The sequence below is a fragment of the Chryseobacterium sp. genome (assembly GCF_019236175.1).
Classification (GTDB): Bacteria; Bacteroidota; Bacteroidia; order Flavobacteriales; family Weeksellaceae; genus Chryseobacterium.
Genome location: NZ_JAFAJM010000001.1, coordinates 1 through 17,872 on the forward strand (window position 1 = coordinate 1; position 17,872 = coordinate 17,872).

Here is a 17,872-nt window from a genome sequence, read left to right on the forward strand (position 1 = left end):
TGTAGCGTACACTGATGGAGTCGTGTTCAAAATCTCAGGTAATTCCTGATTTCCTAATCTTTCCACAAGTTGTGCTGCTTTAATAGTAGATGCAGCAACCGGTGTTTTTCTATCTTTAGCGATATCCGTAACACCTCTTAGGATTACCTCTTCAATATCCTTAGACTTTGTCTTCGCAGTGTCCTGAACTTGTTGAGCGTAATAAACACTAGCTGTAGATAATGTAATAACCGCAGTTAGTATCGATTTGTTGATTAATTTCATAATCGTTAGTAATAATTAGATTTAATTTTCTGCAAAATTCGCAAAATTAAAATTAACTATTATTAACTTAATGTTAATTTTTAATCAGTCTTAATAATATCAAGTATTTGATTCTCAATATCATAAACAAAAGTTGAATTTTTTTATGAAAAAAGTCATGTTGTTGAATTTTTAACAAAGCAGGGGTGTTTTTGTTAAAAACACAACGCTATTTCACTGCCTTGAGACTCAAATCAATATTTTCAGCCGAGTGTGTAAGGGCTCCCACAGAGATATAGGTGACTCCTGTAGAGGCAATTTCTTTAAGCATATCACGGGTGATTCCGCCGGACGCTTCAGATTCGCATGATCCATTGATCATTTCCACGGCCTTCTTCATGGTTTTCACATCCATATTGTCCAACATGATTCGGTCTACCTTAGCATTGATGGCTTCCTGTACTTCTTCAAGGTTTCTGGTTTCTACCTCAATCTTTAATTTTTTCTTGTTTTTCTTAATATAGTCTTTAGCCATGGCAACAGCGTTGGTAATGCTTCCGTTATAATCAATATGATTGTCTTTAAGCATGATCATGTCATAAAGCCCATATCTGTGGTTCGTTCCGCCACCGATAGCTACAGCCCATTTTTCACACATTCTGAAATTAGGGGTTGTTTTTCTTGTATCTAAAAGTTTAGTTTTAGTTCCTATCAGTCTGGAATCCCAATCATGAGTAAGGGTTGCAATGCCGCTCATTCTTTGCATACAGTTAAGAAGGAGTCTCTCCGTGGAAAGGATAGATCTGGCACTTCCTGTTACAATAAGTACAACGTCTCCTACTTTTGCAGAGTCACCATCTTTAAGAAATGTTTCAATTTTAAGATTTTTATCAAAATTTTTGAAAATAATTTCGGCGAGTTCTACACCTGCCAGAATACAGTCTTGTTTCACTAAAAGCTTTGCGCTTTGCACAAGATCCTGCGGAATGGTGGAAAGGGTAGAGTGGTCTCCATCCTGGATGTCTTCTTCCAGTGCGTTTTTTATAAATGTTTTTAGGGCTTTATCAGTAACGTAGGCCGGTCTTTTCATATTTTAAATTTTAGTAATAGTAAGATGATCTTTTTCCGAATAGCAAATCGTGAATTATAAATAACAAAATTACTTCATTTTCCTGAGCTTTTATTTTTTCAAACTCTATTTTGTTTTTTATCCGGTTATTATCCTGGTCAGTTCCTTCAAACTCCATGAGAAAGGTTCCTGTTTTTGCATAGGGTGAAGTCCTGTAAAGGAAGTATCTCCAGTTAAGATCGTTCCAGTTGTATTCCCGACTATGAAACAAAAGTTTATCTCCGTTGAATTGTAAAATAGGATACTGAGGATTGTTAATATAATATAAAGTTAATGAGAGTTTATTGTCATTAATGATTTCATCCAGACTGAATGTATCCTTTCCGAAATAAAGAGGTTTCCCAAGCTGGATAATATTGCATAGTAAATTGAGTGGCAGCGGATATTTTGATCTGGAAATAATATGTTTTTTTATATATCCGAATATGTCTTTTAATGATAATAATAACGCCACACCCATTCCGGTGAAAATCAAATGAAGAGTAGTATAGGGTTTAAAATACAGTAGGGATCCTGAAAGTATTCCCGCCACTATCAAAAACACCACTACCTGTATAACGTGCAGGATGGTAACAATTTTGAGAATTCCCAAATTGAATGTTTTCATGGGCTCTTATCTGAACTTTTTTATACCAGGTCTTTATTGTAAAAAGCCCCTTTATTTTCTGTCATTTCCATAGACTGAGTAATGATAAGGTGGGCAACAGTGGTTAGATTTCTTAATTCTGATAATTGCGGAGACAGAATAGAATAATGATAAATTTCATTAACAGCTGCTGCGATTTCCTGGTGTTTTTGTAAAGCCATGTTCAGACGTCTGTTGCTTCTTACAATCCCTACAAGATCGCTCATCATTTCCTGAAGTTGTTTTCGGAGGTAGCTGATGATGACCATTTCATCCATGATTTTCATTCCCTCTTCATTCCATTCGGGAACGGCTTTCAGATCATCAAAGTTGAAATGATTTTCATGTAAGAGTTCTACTGTTTTCATGGCTGCATTATGTCCGAAGACCAGGCCTTCCAGCAGAGAGTTGGAGGCTAATCTGTTGGCTCCGTGTAATCCTGAATTGGTACATTCTCCTACGGCAAAAAGATTTTTAATGGAAGACTGTCCGTCTCTGTCTACTTCAATTCCTCCCATAAGATAATGACATGCAGGAACAACGGGAATCAGCTGGGTAAACGGGTCGATCCCTTCATCTCTGCATTTTTTATAAATATTGGGAAAATGTTCCAGGAATTTTTCCTGATTCATTTCGCGGCAATCCAGACCTGCATATTCATCTCCTGAAATTTTCATTTCATTGTCAATGGCCCGGGCAACGATATCTCTTGAGGCTAATTCTTCGCGCGCATCATATTTATGCATGAATTTTTCTCCTCTTTTGGTTCGTAATTTTGCACCATCGCCGCGTACTGCTTCAGAAATCAGGAACAACATTCCGTCGATCTTGCTGTAAAGGGCTGTCGGATGAAACTGATAATACTGCATGTTGGAAACCTTTCCTTTGGCCCGGGCTACGAAAGCAATTCCGTCTCCGGTTGCGATTTTAGGATTGGTGGTATTCTTATAAACATGTCCTGCACCTCCTGTAGCAGCAAGTGTTATTTTGGACGTGATTTTTTTGATTGTTTTGGATTTTTCATCCAGAATATAAGCGCCATAGCAATGGATGTCACCTTCATTCAGTTCTTTTCCGGGAACATGGTGTTGTGTGATGATATCAATGACGTAGTGATGATCAAGGATTTCAATATTCGGGCTGTTATTGGCGGTCTCCAGTAAAGCTCTTTCGATCTCAAATCCGGTGATGTCTTTATGATGAACAATTCTGTTTTCAGTGTGCCCTCCTTCTCTTCCTAAAGCAAATTTGCCATTTTTCATATCGAATTGGGCGCCCCATTCTACAATCTCATTGAATCTTGCAGGAGCTTCTTTTACCACCATTTCCACAACATCGCGTTTGTTTTCACCGTCACCGGCTCTCATGGTGTCTTCAATATGTTTTTCAAAATTGTCTTTTTGAAAATCTGTAACTACTGCAAGTCCGCCCTGAGCGTATTTGGTATTGCTTTCATCTTCATCAGATTTCGTTACGATAATAATTTTGGCATCAGGGAGCTGTTCAGAAACTTTAATGGCATAGGACAGTCCGGAAATGCCGGAACCAATTACTAATACATCCGCTTTTATCATATGCTTGCTTTAGGTACAATCGTTTAAATATTACATAAATTTAAACAATTTTTCGTTTGGTTTTCTTACTTTTTTCATGTGCTGGAAGTGGTCTTCTTCAGAACGGTAACCTAAAGCGAGGGTGACGGTTACTTTTTCTGTCTCGGGATCGATCTCCAGAATTTCTTCGATCAGATCAGGCCGGAAGCCTTCCATGGGGCATGAATCTATACTTTCAATAGCTGCAGCATACATGAGGTTAGCCAGTACTATATAAGATTGTTTCTCTGCCCAATTGAAAATCTCATCCTGTGTTTTCTGAGTGATATGCTGATTAATACTGTTTCTGAACGGATCAAGTTTCTCAACGGGTGTTTCTCTTACTTCAGAAATGTGATTAAAATACCCCCGGATATAGCTCTCCTCAATTATTTTTTTTGAAATAATAACGATAAGATGGGAGCAGGTGGATATTTGGGATGGATTATAGAAAGCCGGAATCAGTTTCTGTTTCATTTCTTCACTTTCAACCACTATTATTTTATAAGGCTGAAGCCCCAAAGAGCTGGCAGACAGTTTTCCTGACTCAAGAATGTTGTGCAGCGTTTCCTGAGGAATGATCTGATGATTAAATTTTTTAACAGAATATCTTCTGCTTAAAGCTTCCAAATAATTCATATGACAAATTTAAGAATTGAATATGAATAAAACGGTTTTAAAATGAAATATATCCTTTTAAATAACACAAAAGACCAGCCCGAATAACGGACTGATCTTTTTATATAGGATGGTGATTTTGTTGCTATCTGTTTTTTACCATGATCCAGCCTGAGAACTTGATAGGGGTACTGATTTTGTTATTCTCATTCCATGTTACGGAATACCAGTAATTTCCTGTAGGAACTCTCTTGCTTCCGTCAATGGTTCCATTCCATTTAAACCCGTTAGACCGGTCGGCGCGGAATATTTTGTAACCATAACGGTCATATATATTTATCTCCAGATTTCGTTTACCGGATAATGCGGAATAGTCGATGATATCATTCACGCCATCATCATTAGGAGTAATGACATTGATGAGGTTAGGGATTGTGATGTTAATTTCAATTGGAGCACAGTTATAGCTGTCTTTAACATAGACTTTGGCCTCGCCTCTGGGAATGTTGTTGAATACATTAGACTCCTGCCACTGAATGTTGTCCATGGAATACTGATAAGGAGGTGTTCCGCCGTTGACAAATATAGTCACTGTTCCGCCTGCGATATCAATGCTGGAAACAACCGGGTTCTCGGAAGGGTATACCGTTACGGTTTGTAGGGCAACACAGTCTCCGGTTTTAAGTTTAACCCAGTATGTACCTACTCCTACATTGCTGATGACCTGTGTATTAGCACCTGTGCTCCATTCATAGCTTTTGAAACCCGGGCCGGCATCCAGCGTTGTCTTGTTTTCCATGCAAATAATTTTGTCTTTTAGGATCGTGGAGAATGTAGGGGGTATTACCGTTAATGTTATTTTAGCAATAGCATAGCATCCGTTGGAATTGGTCACCTTTACATAGACTACACCGGTAGGGGCGGTATAGGTCATTGCATTGGTGATCTCGTTGGTTCCATTGGTAGCATCGGCAAAAGAAGGATAATAATTTTTAGTGACGTTATTTTGTGTCGTTACAGAGGCAACTGTCAGATTGAATAAGCCTGTAGACGGATTGGTTTCCAGGAAACATGTTCTTATCTCAGCATTATTAACGACAACAACAGGATAAATATTTAATGTAATTTTAGCAACGCTAACACAGCCTTGCGGAGTTGTTACTCTGACGTAAATGGTGGCTGCCGGTGAAGCATACGCTGAAGGATTGGTGATAAGGTTGGTCCCTGCATTCAAATCATATAAGGTGGGGTAAAATTCTTTGGTAACACCGGCTACTGTGGTTACGGCTGCTGAATTGAGGTCAAATGTTGCAGTTCCTATATTGTTGTCACATCCTGTAAGGGTAGCGTCGGTGGCAGCAAATGGAGTAGGGTTAAGTTGTATAATCCCGTCTCCGTTATCACAAAGTGTAGAAGTGGGATCTTTAACGACTACTTTAATGGTCGTGTTGCCTGAATACTGGAAATTTGCAGGATTAGCAATCGGGGTGGAATTTCCTAAAAGATAATAGGTGAAAATATAGTTTCCGGGATTGTTTACAAATTGGTTGTTGTAAGAGGTAAGATCTATGGTGCCTGTACCTGTAGCCGGATTCGTACATACGAAAGGAGTGATTGTATTGCTTAGAATCGGAACTTTGTCTACATATACCTTTGCGTTTTTAATAGAATGTCTGGCACTTGCACCACCTGTTGCAGCGGAGAATCCGAAATATCCCTGAGACATTCCTACTGCACCTCCTGAAGGAGCGAAAGACTGATCAGCAATAAGTACACCGTCAATTTTTACTTTAATAATCCAGTTGATTGGATTAGAAAGGTCAGTTTCTCCGTTTACTTCAACATGTTTATAGGTGCTGCCTACGAACGGTTGGGTGGGGTTGAGATCCGGAGAGTGGAAGGTGCTTCCCGGTGTATTATTGAATTCTATATTATTTCCAGCGGTATTATTGGTTCCGTACAATATATGTACTTTACTCATCTGACCTTCGGTGGTATTATTGAATATATCAAAACCTACCATAAGTCCTGAAGCGTTGGCCGGAATTCCCAGTCCGCCTCCGGATACGAACCCTGTAGGAGGATTGGCCAGATACCAGAATGTAAATCCGTCTCCTCTTCCGAATTGAGTCGTTCCGTTTCCGTCAATTCTGAAATCAAATTCGACTTTCCATTTATCGCAATAACTTAGCGTGATGGGGGTTGATAGTTTGATGGCTCCGTATCTGCCGGTCAGATCATCCGTCAGGCGTATAAAGTCACCACTGACAATGGCATCTGAGACGAGATCCCAGCCTGTAGTGTTCACCGGGTTGCCTGCCAACTGATAGGTCTGGGAGCGCAGTTTTTCGGGAAGGTATATCAGTGTGGTTAGTAGAAAAATAAGTATAGTTTTTTTCATAATGAGTTATTGTGATATTATCAAAAATGTTGTGGTGTTTTTATAAGTATCAGACTACCTCATGGAGGGAGATAGCCTGATATTGTATGGTGTTTAGTCTCTGTTTTTTACCAGTACCCATCCTGAGTATTTTGTTTCGGTATTATTTTTATCGTCTTCGTTCCATGAGATGGTGTACCAATAAGTTCCTGTAAGTACTTTTTTGCCTGAGGCTGTTCCGTCCCATTTAAAATTTCTTAATTTATCAGCTTCATATAGCTTATTTCCGTATCTGTCATAGATGATGAAAACAAGATTTCTCTTATAGGCAAGCGCTGAGTAATCAATCACGTCATTGATGTTGTCTCCGTTGGGAGTAATCGCATTAATCAGATTGGGAACGGTAATCTGAACCTGAACAGGGGTACAGTTATAGAAATCTTTCACAAAAACTTTTACCTCTCCACGGTGAAGGCCTGTAAAAGTGTTGGCGTTTTGCCAGGATGCACCGTCTAATGAATACTGATAAGGAGGAGTTCCGCCTGATACATTGACCGTAATTGAATTATTGTTGATGTCAATGCTTGAAATAACAGGATTTGCTGATGCGATTACTTTTACAATTTGTTTGGTAATACAGTTTCCTGTTTGAAGCTTTACCCAGTAAAGGCCTACTCCTACGTCTTTGATGGACTGGGTTTTTGCCCCCGTATTCCATTCGTAACTTACAAAACCGGGACCTGCATCCAGATCGGTTTTTCCGTCCATACAAATAATTTTATCTTTTAAGACGGCGGATATTACAGGTGGTAATACTACAAGGTTAATCTTGGCAATGGCAAAGCAGCCGTTGGTGTCCGTTACTTTTACATATACAGTAGTACTGGTTGAGATGTATTGAAGTGGATTGGCAATTTCATTGGTTCCGTTAAGAGCGTCCGTTTCTGTTTTGTAATATTTTTTAACAGGAGTGGCAATCGAAGTTACATTGGCTGTGGAAAGATCAAACAATGCACTGGAAATATTATTTTCAATAAAGCAGGATTGAAGCGTGATATCTCTGACCTGGGTTTCTGGATAGAAAGCTAATGTTATTTTTGCATTGCCGGTACAGCCCTGAGGTGTTGTCACCTTTACATATACTGTTCCCGGAGCTGATAAATAATTGTCCGGAAAGGTGATTTCATTGATGCCGGCGTTCAGGTCATTTAATGTTTTGTAATATTTTTTAACAACACCCGGAACATTGGTTACGTTAGCGGTTGTCAGGTTGAATGTGGCGGTGCCTGCTTTGTTGTTATTACAGGCAGTGAGTATTTGGTCGTCAGCTTTAAAAGGGGCTATTGTCAGCTGTATTTTAGCGTCCGGATTATCACATAATATTCCTGCATTATCTTTTATGACTACGGTAACGGTTGTGTTGGTATTGAATTGATAGTTTGCAGGAGTTGATATCGGAGTAGAGCTTCCCAGCGGGTAATAAGTAAATGTGTAATTGGAAGGATTGCTTACAAATTGGGAATTAAACAATGTGAGATTGGCTGTTCCATATCCGGTAGAAGGATTAGGGCAGAAAGACTGAGTCGCTAGATTTTGTAAGATTGAAACCTTATCTGTGTAGATTTTTACATTTTTAATGGAATGTCTTGATCTGGCTGCGCCTGTGGAAGCTGAAAATCCGAAATAACCTATCGTCATGGCTGCGGCTGTACCGGAAGGAGCGAACGACTGGTTGCAGATTAGGGTGCCGTCAATACTAATGTTTACAATCCAGTTGGTAGGAGCGGCAGGATCTACCTGTGCGCTTACTTCAACGTGTTTATAAGTGGCACCCTGAAAAGGGAGAGTCGTATTCAGGTCGGGAGAGTGAAAAGAACTTCCGGCAACATTGAAAAATTCTACATTGTTGGTATCCGTTGTATTGGCTACCTGTCCGTAGGCAACATGCACTTTGCTCATGGTTGCTGAAGTTGTATTGTTGTAAGAGTCGAATCCTACAATAAATCCTACTGCGTTTTGAGAAACTCCGAGGCCGGATCCCAGTACACTTGCAACGGGAGGATTGGCCAGATACCAGAAGGCAAGTCCGTCGCCGTTAAAATTTTGGTTGGAATCCATTCTGAAGTCAAATTCAACTCTCCATTTATCACAGTATTTTAAATTAATGGGATCGTTTAACCGGATGGAGCCGGATTGGTTATTGGTGTCAGGAGTAAGCTGGATAAAATCAGTATTTACCTGGGTAGGAGAAACCATAGTCCAGCCTGTGGTAGTGACGGGGTTTCCAGCGAGCTGATAAGTTTGGGCGAAAGATTTTCCCGATATGCCGAATAGAATGGCGGCTAAATAGAATAGTAGATTTTTATTCATTTAATTGGGAGTTTTTAATAATAAGTAAAGATATTAAATCCCAGTTAAATAATGTGTATTTAATGTTAATTTTGTTAAAATTATTGATAATTATTTAAAATATACAAGTTCTTTTAAATAAATAATGGATATTGTTAATGTAATTATGTGTTTCTGTTAATTGGTTAAAACAGCGAATTGTTGTCCGGTGTTTCAAAGTAAGTATCGATTTCCAGGTCCGGAGAAGCTGCTGCTGCAACGGCTAATTTATCACAAAGTTCATTTTCAAAATGTCCTGCATGTCCTTTTATCCAATGCATTTTAGGCTGGTGCTTGTTGTATAATTCGATAAATTTTTTCCACAGATCCGGGTTTTTTACATTTTTCCATCCTCTTTTTATCCATCCCGTGATCCAGTTCTGATTAACAGCATCTGCTACATATTTACTGTCGGTATAGATGTGGATGTCATTCTCTGTAGACTTGAGTTTTTCCAATGCTGTGATCACAGCAAGGAGCTCCATCCTGTTGTTGGTTGTTTTTCGGAATCCTTTGGAGAAAGTCTTCTGATAATTTTTTTCAGGAACACGCATGAGAATTCCGTAACCTCCTTTTCCGGGGTTTCCGCTGCAGGCACCGTCTGTATATATTTCGATTTTCAAATCTGTTAGTATAAAAAAATAGATTATTTAAATGTACGATAATCAACATGAATATTCTTATCACTCTAATAAAAAATCATGTGAGAATAAGACACATTTAATATGTACCGCCGGATTTTATATTTCCTTTAAAACGGAAAGTCATCATCGTCATCAAAGTCATTCATTGATGATCCGGAAAGTTGTGAGCTGTCCGGTAAATCAAATGCTGCTCCGGGCTGGATTGTTGTTTTGATTTTGTCAAAGCCGCTAGGTTCATTAGATCCGAAATTAGATGGATAGCCAACTCCGGCACCTCCGTCAAAAGCCGCTTCAATGTCTCCGAATTTGGCGAAATGTTTTAAGAAGGATAATCTGACATCTGCTGTGGCACCGTTTCTGTGTTTTGCAATAATAAGCTCAGCCTGGTTTTCCGTAGAAGTTTCCTGCCCCTCTTCATCATTGTCCCAGACGGTGATTTTATAATATTCAGGTCTGAAAATAAAAGATACGATATCGGCATCCTGCTCAATCGCTCCGGATTCCCTCAGATCGGAAAGCTGAGGTCTTTTTCCCGGGCGGGCTTCCACACTTCTGGAAAGCTGAGACAGGGCGATTACGGGAACATTAAGTTCTTTTGCAATGGCTTTTAATGAACGGGAGATCATGGAGATTTCCTGTTCACGGTTTCCTACTCCTTTTCCACCACCACCGGCAGTCATCAGCTGAAGGTAGTCGACCATGATAAGTCTTACTCCGTGCTGCATGACCAGTCTTCGGCATTTTGCACGAAAGTCAAAGATGGAAAGAGATGGCGTTTCGTCAATATATAAAGGAGCATTTTCCAGTTCGGATACATTGGAGAACAGCCTCTGCCATTCATCGTCATCCAGTGTTCCTTTTCTTAATTTTTCAGAGGAGATTTTGGTTTCAGACGCGATCATTCTGGTGATCAGCTGTACTGAAGCCATCTCGAGAGAGAAAAGAGCCATTGGAATTTTGTGGCCTACAGCAATATTTCTTGCCATGGAAAGCAGGAATGCTGTTTTTCCCATTGCGGGACGGGCCGCAATAATAATCAGGTCGGAGTTTTGCCAGCCTCCGGTTTCTTTATCAACATCTCTGAATCCTGAAGGAACTCCTGAAAGTCCCTGTTTGTCTTTTAGTGATTTGATTGTGTCAATAGCCTGTTTTACCAGTGAATTTGCCGTGTCAAACCCTTTTTTGATCGTTCCGTTGGTGATCTCAAAGAAAGACTGTTCGGCTTTATCTAAAAGTTCAAATACATCGGTTGACTCCTTGTATGAAGAATCAATGACATTGGCCGAAACATTAATTAAACTTCTTAAAATATATTTTTCAAGAATGACACGTACATGATATTCAATATGGGCAGAAGAACTCACTCCCATCGTAAGGTCAATGATATAATGATCACCTCCTGCCTGGCTTAGTTTATCTTCCTTTTTTAACTCCTGAATAATAGTCATTAAATCTACCGGATGGTTTCCTTCGTAAAGTTTTAAAACCGTAGAGAAGATCACCTGATGTCTCGGGTCATAAAAAACTTCCGGAGTAAGCAGGTCAATGGAATGATCCAGCCCTTTTTTGTCAATTAAAAAAGTTCCGATAACAAGTCTTTCGAAATCCACTGCATTGGGTGGCATTTTCCCGTCTGCAATAGAAAGTTCTTTTGCAAAGTTTCCGTGAGTAAGGGAAGATAATGATTCTTTCTGTGCCATGGTGCAAAGATAGCTTATTTAAAAAATAATTAAAAAATAGTATTCAACAAATTATTAGTAGCGTTCGGTAATATACTGTCAACAGAGGATTAGCCCTGTTGATAAAAAAATCACCTCGGTCTGAGGTGATTTTCATATGATTATGGATGAGAACTTATTCTTTGTTTTTTACCAATACCCATCCTGAGTATTTGGTTTCTGTATTGTTCTTATCATTTTCATTCCATGAGATCGTGTACCAGTACGTTCCTGTAGGGATTTTTTTGCCAAAAGCAGTTCCGTCCCAGGTGTAATTTCTTATTTTGTTGGCTTCATGAAGTTTGTTTCCGTATCTGTCATAAACAATAAATACAAGATTTTTCTTATATGCTAATGCAGAATAATCAATCACGTCATTCACGTTGTCTCCGTTAGGAGTAATTGCGTTAATAAGATTAGGTACAGTAACAGTCACCTGTACAGGAGTACAGTTGAAAGAATCTATAACATACACGGTGTTTTCTCCTCTCGGAAGACCGGTGAATGTATTGGAGTCCTGCCAGTTGATGCCGTCTATAGAGAATTTATAAGGAGGAACTCCACCTGTTGCTGTCGCCTTAATGGTATTGTTGGAGATTTCTATATTTGAAATAACTGGCTGTAGGCTTGGACGTACGTGTACTTCCTGAAGAGTGAAACATTTTCCTGTTTGAAGCTTTACAGTATAAGTACCTATTCCTACATTGCTGATTGTTTGTGTAGTGGCACCTGTGCTCCATTCATAGCCGTCAAACCCTGGTCCTGCATCTAATGTGGTAGTTCCTTCGGCACAGATTGTTTTATCTTTTAAGACAGTAGATTTTACCGGCGGAAGAACGTTCAGTGTAATTTTTGCAATTGAATAACATTGTTGCTGATTATCTACTCTTGCATAAACTATAGTGCTGGCTGAAAGATATGTTCCGGGAACAGCAATCGGGTTAACCTGATTGATGGCGTCATTCATTGTTTTGTAATACTTCACTACAGTTCCTGTAGGCAGTGGCACAGGAAGTCCGATTGCAGCTTTTGTAAGGTCAAAAGTTGAGGAAGTTATATTGTCCGTGATATAACATTCCTGTAATACTGCATCCTTCAATACTACGGTCGGATGGAATTGCAATCTGATGGTAGTGGTGGCTTTACATCCGAATGCAGAAGTTACTTTTACATAAATCGTTGTTTCCGGTGAAATATAATTGGTTGGGTTGGTGATTTCATTAATTTCCGCATTCATATCTGCGACACTGGTATAATACTTAATGACAGCACCCGTTCCGCCAAATACATTGGCCGTCGTTAAATCATACAAAGCGGTGCCGGCTCCATTATTATTACAGGAATACAGTATGGCGGTGTTGGCGGTTATACTGGCATTGACAAATTTGAATTTCCCGGTAATAAAACATCCGTTGATCGGGTTATTTGGGTTGTTCGGGTCATTGTAGACAATCCTGTAGTAATATACTGTTGTTCCGTTTACTGTAGCGGTAGTAAGAGGGGAAGCTCCTATAAGAGCATCATTAACATTACTGTGATAAGTTACCTTAAAGTTATTGCTGTTTCCATTGATGATGCCTGCTGTAAGAGTAGAGAAGTCAAACTGGGTAGGAAGTCCGCATACCATTACCGTATTAGGGTCATTAGGCACTGTTGGTGGAATTCCTGGGTTTATAAACGGATTAGGAGATAATGTCGGATCGTTGAAGGCTGAGCTTAAACTTGCCGTACCAGTCCAGATCATAGAAAAACCATTGATAGATTTACTAAAGTTGTCTATGACTAAATAATAAGTTTCTCCGGGAAGTACATTGATATATGGACTCCATTGATTAACGTTTCCGCTGTTTGGCGGGGTAGGAGGAGGGATGTTAAGATCAAGACCTGTGTCTCCCGGGGTTCCTGAATAATTACATCTTAGAGGTTTTACGAAAACGTGGCTGTCATTCTGAAGAGAAGTACATCCGTTTGTCGTAGGTCCGTAAAGAGCAAAATCATAGTCATCCTGCGGGTTTTTAGGTTTAATCGTAAAGGCCAGTGTTCCTGCGGTTGCTACGGTAAAAGTATACCATACGGTAAAACGTTCGTTGGTAGAGAGGCAACCTCCGTTCTGGTTAAGAATTTCCAGAATATTTCCCGGTCCTGAAGGAGTATAGGAAATATCAGAGTTACCGCATATCGGAATTGCCGAGACACAGTCTGATTGCGAATAGAACGCCTGTGATATAAATAAGATTAAAAGAAGTAGTATTTTTTTCATTGTTGAAATGATTTTTGTAAGACAAAATTGAAATGAAATAGATAAAACGACGACAGAGGGCCTTGTAATCAAAGCACTCTTTATTTTTTAAGGAAAAGATGAAAATTGTAGAAGTTTATTCATAAGCATATATATTTCTAGCAAATATAAAAAATTATTAATGTTAAATTGAATATTTTGAAATGTATTTAAGGAAAATAAGCCATTATTGGTTGAATTTATATTTTGTTTTGGATTTATATTTTGAATTTTTCATAATTGGCTGGCTGGGAATTTCGTTTTATTACGAAGTTTCATAATGTATTATCTGAACGGTCTGTATGTCAGTGAAATAAAAAGCTCAGAATAGAATTTCTATTCTGAGCTTGTGGTTGTATTTATTTTACTTTTTAAATGATAATACCGTATTTGTTATTCTCTGTTTTTAACCATAATCCATCCTGAGAATTTAAACGGAGTGTTCTTCTTGTCATTTTCGCTCCATGTTACGGAATACCAGTAAGTACCCGTAGGAACTCTTTTACCTGATATCATTCCGTCCCATTTATATCCGTTGGATTGATCTCCCTGGTGGATTTTTGTTCCGTATCTGTCATAGATACTCAGGATAAGATTTTGTTTGTCTGCCAGAGCCGAATAATCAACTACATCATTGATGCCGTCGGCATTCGGGGTAATTACGTTGATGAGGTTAGGAACGACTACGGAGATTACAATAGGATCACAGTCATAAGCATCCTTTACATATACTTTATGATTCCCTCTTGATATATTCGTAAATGTATTGGCTGTTTGCCAGTTTAGATTATCCATTGAATATTTGTATTCAGGAGTTCCTCCTATTACATTTACAGTTATTGTATTATTTGAAATATCAATACCGGAAACGACAGGTTGTTCAGATGCATATACTTTTACGGTTTGTAAAGTGACGCAATCTCCGGTTTTTAATTTTACCCAGTATGTTCCTACGCCGGCATTGTTGATACTCTGAGTTGTAGCCCCTGTGCTCCATTCGTAGCTTTTGAATCCCGGGCCTGCATCCAGAGTTGTTTTGTCTTCCATACAGATGATTTTGTCTACCAGAATGTCGGATTTTACAGGAGGAAGTACTGTTAAAGTTACTTTAGCAACTGAATAGCAGCCCCTGCTGTCGGTCACTCTTACATAGATTACTCCGTTGGGAGCTATATAATTGGATGAGTTCAAGATTTCATTGGTAAGATCTACGGCATCCGTCATGGATGGGAAGTATCTTTTGGTAGCTCCGCCAACACCGGTGACAAATGCGTTATCAAGATTGAATAAGCCTGTCGACGGATTGCTTTCGATGAAACAGGTTCTCAGGTCGGCATCATTTACTACCACTTCAGAATAGAGCTCCAGATTGATCTGTGCTGTATCTGAACATCCCTGAGGAGTAGTTACCTTTACGAAAACAACATTCGTAGATGATACATAAGCGTAAGGATTGGTAATCTCGTTGGTTCCTGCGTTGAGATCGTTCATCGTCGGGTAATATTTTTTAACGGCTGTACCGGTAGGGTCATTATAAACATTCGCAGTTGTTAAATCAAATGTTGCGACTCCGGCCTTGTTGTTATTACACATGGTAAGAGTGTCATCATCAGCTGTAATATTACCTTGTTTGAATTTAAATTTACCGATCTGCCTACAGGAGTTGATCGGGTTGTTCGGGTCTGTAGGATCCTGGTAATGAATGCTGTAGAAAAATGTTGTTGTAGTGTTTACGGTTTGAGGGGTTAAAATCGGATTGTTTCCGGCAAGTGCATCGTTTTGACTGGTATGATACGTAACGAAAAAGTTAGCATTACCATTAACAATTCCTGCAGAGAGACTGTTAAAATCAAAAACAGCCGGATCTGTACAAATGATGACTTCATTGGGATCCGCAGGGTTGGCGTTAGGAGCTCCCGGTGTCACAAACGGATTGGGAGTTAGTGCCGGATCATTAAATGGTGATGCCAATGTTGCCGTACCACCCCATGTTAAAGAAAATCCTGTGATATTTATACTGTAATTATTGATCAGCAGATAATACGTTTCACCCGGGAGAACATCCATATATTTAGCCCATCCGTCAGCATTAGAACCTGGCGCTCCAAAATAATCATAAGGATCCGTTGAAGTTAAATTAAGCCCTGTAGGCCCTGTTCCTCCAGGAGTAGAACATCTGATGGTATTCCCTTTGTTGGCACAGGTTATATTAGGTCCCCATACATAAAAATCATAATCGGAAGCGGTATTGGGAGAAATAACAAAAGTTAAAGTTCCGGCTGTGGCAACAGTGAACTTATACCATACAGAATATCTTTCCTCATAGCTGCCGCAATTGGATTCAGGGAGTTCCTGAATTCCCGGTCCGTCAGGAAGGTAAGAAATATTAGAGTTTCCGCAAACCGAAAGAGCTGTAATACAATCCTGCTGTGCTGAAACCATCTGAGTGATACATAATATGAAAATCAGTAGATATTTTTTCATTTTGATTAGTTTATAATTTCAATCCTTGTCTATGGTCTTGTTTTAATTGGCTTTTCCCCCTTGCCGAATTAAATCGGAAGTGGGTATTGATCATCTTGGTGTTTGGGAGGGAATATGCAGGTGGACGCTGCAGACTACGTCGGTTTGTTGCTGTGTAAAAAGCGTGAAATTAGTAAAAGTTTGTTCATAAGTAGGTATTTTGTATAACAAATATAGAAAATAATTAACTTTAAATTAATGATTTGTACATATATTTAATGAAAACGGGATTTGTTATTTAATATTGTGTTTTCTGTAACGATTATGTTTGTGGGAAGATGCTATTTTTAACATAAACTGACGGGAATAAAAAAACTCAAAATAGAATCATGCCTATTTTGAGTTTTTTATAAAATTGTATTTCTGCCCGTATGGGTGGAAATTTGTTTTAAATTTTACAGGAGTCCACCTGTTGGTTAGTATTGCATTTTTCTCAGCTTAGGATTTGTACTTCCCACAATTAATGCAATCAAAACAGTCATTGTGCCTCCAAATACTACAGAACGGACTACCCCTAAAAGTTTAGCCATTACGCCGCTTTCAAATTGTCCCATTTCATTGCTTGACATAATAAATATGGAGTTGGCGCTTAAAACACGCCCCCGTATATGGTCAGGTGTTTTAAGTTGAACGATAGTTCCTCTGATGACAACGGAAATTCCATCCAGCATTCCGCTCATTACGAGAAATATAAAGGATAACCAGTAGAGTTTTGATAACCCGAATCCGATAATGCACAATCCGAATCCCGTAACTGCCACCAGCAAAATCTTTCCTTGATTTTTTCGTAGAGGAACAATAGATAAAATAGTAATGATACACATGGAGCCAATATCTGATGCTGCATTCAGTAAACCGAAGCCTTCAGCACCTGAATTCAAAATATCCGTTGCGAATACAGGGATCATAGCAACAGCACCTCCGAAAAGTACCGCGAACATATCAAGACATAAAGCCCCTAAAATTTCTTTGGTCTTCAGAATATAAGAAACTCCTTCCCACATACTTTCTACAACATTTACAGCATCTTTTTTATTTTCAGAATGCTGCTTTTTTAACTGCCAGAAAAATAAAGAAGCCAGAAAAATAAGAGACAGAATAACAACCAACGTCCATTTTACACCAAAATAACCGATAAGAATTCCTCCTATGGCATGTCCGCATACCGATGAGATCAGGAATGTAGCCTGATTAAGAGTTACAGCATTGGGAAGGTTTTCTTTCTTTACAATTTTAGGAATCATAGAAGGAACAATAGGTCCTATAAAAGCTCTTGCTATTCCGGTGAAAAATATCACACCATATATAAAGTATGTGATCTGATGTCCCGTGAAATGTATTTCTACATTGAGAAAAGCGGGAATCAGAAGCAGTCCTATCAGAAAAATGTAAGCATAGTTACAAATCAGAAGCAGGCGTTTCTTTTCTTTCATATCGATAACATGACCGGCATATAAAGCACAGCTTACGGCAGGGATCACTTCCGAAAGACCTATCAGGCCTATTGAAAAAGGATCTTTTGTTAATTGATATACCCACCATCCCAGTAAAGTGGCAAGCATTCTGAAAGCTAAAACGATAAAAAATCTTCCGGTAAGAAGATTTCTGAACTCAACATTTTGTAATGTTTGTAACGGGCTAAAGGAAATCATGAACAAAAATAGCCCTAAAAATTTATTTAGGGCTATTCATATGTTGATTTTTAAAAGATATATTAAATATATCCTGAAAGAT

Annotated in this window: 11 protein-coding genes and 1 pseudogene; all 12 read right to left on the minus strand. The window is 38.9% G+C overall.

Annotated elements, in window-relative coordinates:
- Positions 1–264 (minus strand): annotated as a pseudogene (locus tag JO178_RS00005) (TonB-dependent receptor); the annotation flags it as partial.
- A 208-nt stretch (positions 265–472) separates the two neighbouring features.
- Positions 473–1,333: a carboxylating nicotinate-nucleotide diphosphorylase gene (nadC, locus tag JO178_RS00010; protein ID WP_291930150.1), complete on the minus strand. Its 861-nt coding sequence runs from the start codon at positions 1,331–1,333 to the stop codon at positions 473–475.
- A 10-nt stretch (positions 1,334–1,343) separates the two neighbouring features.
- Positions 1,344–1,979 carry a hypothetical protein gene (locus tag JO178_RS00015; protein WP_291930152.1) on the minus strand — a complete coding sequence of 212 codons (636 nt, stop codon included), beginning with the start codon at positions 1,977–1,979 and terminating at the stop codon, positions 1,344–1,346.
- Between the two features lie 20 nt (positions 1,980–1,999).
- Positions 2,000–3,571 carry an L-aspartate oxidase gene (gene nadB, locus JO178_RS00020; RefSeq protein WP_291930154.1) on the minus strand — a complete coding sequence of 524 codons (1,572 nt, stop codon included), beginning with the start codon at positions 3,569–3,571 and terminating at the stop codon, positions 2,000–2,002.
- Positions 3,572–3,601: 30 nt separating this feature from the next.
- Positions 3,602–4,228, minus strand: a complete 627-nt coding sequence (locus JO178_RS00025; RefSeq protein WP_291930155.1) for an NAD(P)H-dependent oxidoreductase — start codon at positions 4,226–4,228, stop codon at positions 3,602–3,604.
- A gap of 124 nt (positions 4,229–4,352) precedes the next feature.
- Complete coding sequence (locus tag JO178_RS00030; protein ID WP_291930157.1) at positions 4,353–6,608, minus strand: T9SS type B sorting domain-containing protein; 2,256 nt, start codon at positions 6,606–6,608, stop codon at positions 4,353–4,355.
- 93 nt (positions 6,609–6,701) lie between these two features.
- Positions 6,702–8,957 carry a T9SS type B sorting domain-containing protein gene (locus tag JO178_RS00035; protein ID WP_291930160.1) on the minus strand — a complete coding sequence of 752 codons (2,256 nt, stop codon included), beginning with the start codon at positions 8,955–8,957 and terminating at the stop codon, positions 6,702–6,704.
- A 164-nt stretch (positions 8,958–9,121) separates the two neighbouring features.
- Positions 9,122–9,598, minus strand: a complete 477-nt coding sequence (gene rnhA / locus JO178_RS00040; protein ID WP_291930162.1) for a ribonuclease HI — start codon at positions 9,596–9,598, stop codon at positions 9,122–9,124.
- 128 nt (positions 9,599–9,726) lie between these two features.
- Positions 9,727–11,319, minus strand: coding sequence for a replicative DNA helicase (dnaB, locus tag JO178_RS00045; protein WP_291930165.1), 1,593 nt, complete (start codon positions 11,317–11,319; stop codon positions 9,727–9,729).
- Between the two features lie 154 nt (positions 11,320–11,473).
- Entirely contained in the window at positions 11,474–13,597 is a 2,124-nt protein-coding gene (locus JO178_RS00050) for a T9SS type B sorting domain-containing protein (RefSeq protein ID WP_291930167.1), read from the minus strand.
- 411 nt (positions 13,598–14,008) lie between these two features.
- Positions 14,009–16,099 carry a T9SS type B sorting domain-containing protein gene (locus JO178_RS00055; RefSeq protein WP_291930169.1) on the minus strand — a complete coding sequence of 697 codons (2,091 nt, stop codon included), beginning with the start codon at positions 16,097–16,099 and terminating at the stop codon, positions 14,009–14,011.
- A gap of 455 nt (positions 16,100–16,554) precedes the next feature.
- Positions 16,555–17,790, minus strand: coding sequence for an MFS transporter (locus JO178_RS00060; RefSeq protein WP_291930171.1), 1,236 nt, complete (start codon positions 17,788–17,790; stop codon positions 16,555–16,557).
- Positions 17,791–17,872 lie beyond the last annotated feature (82 nt).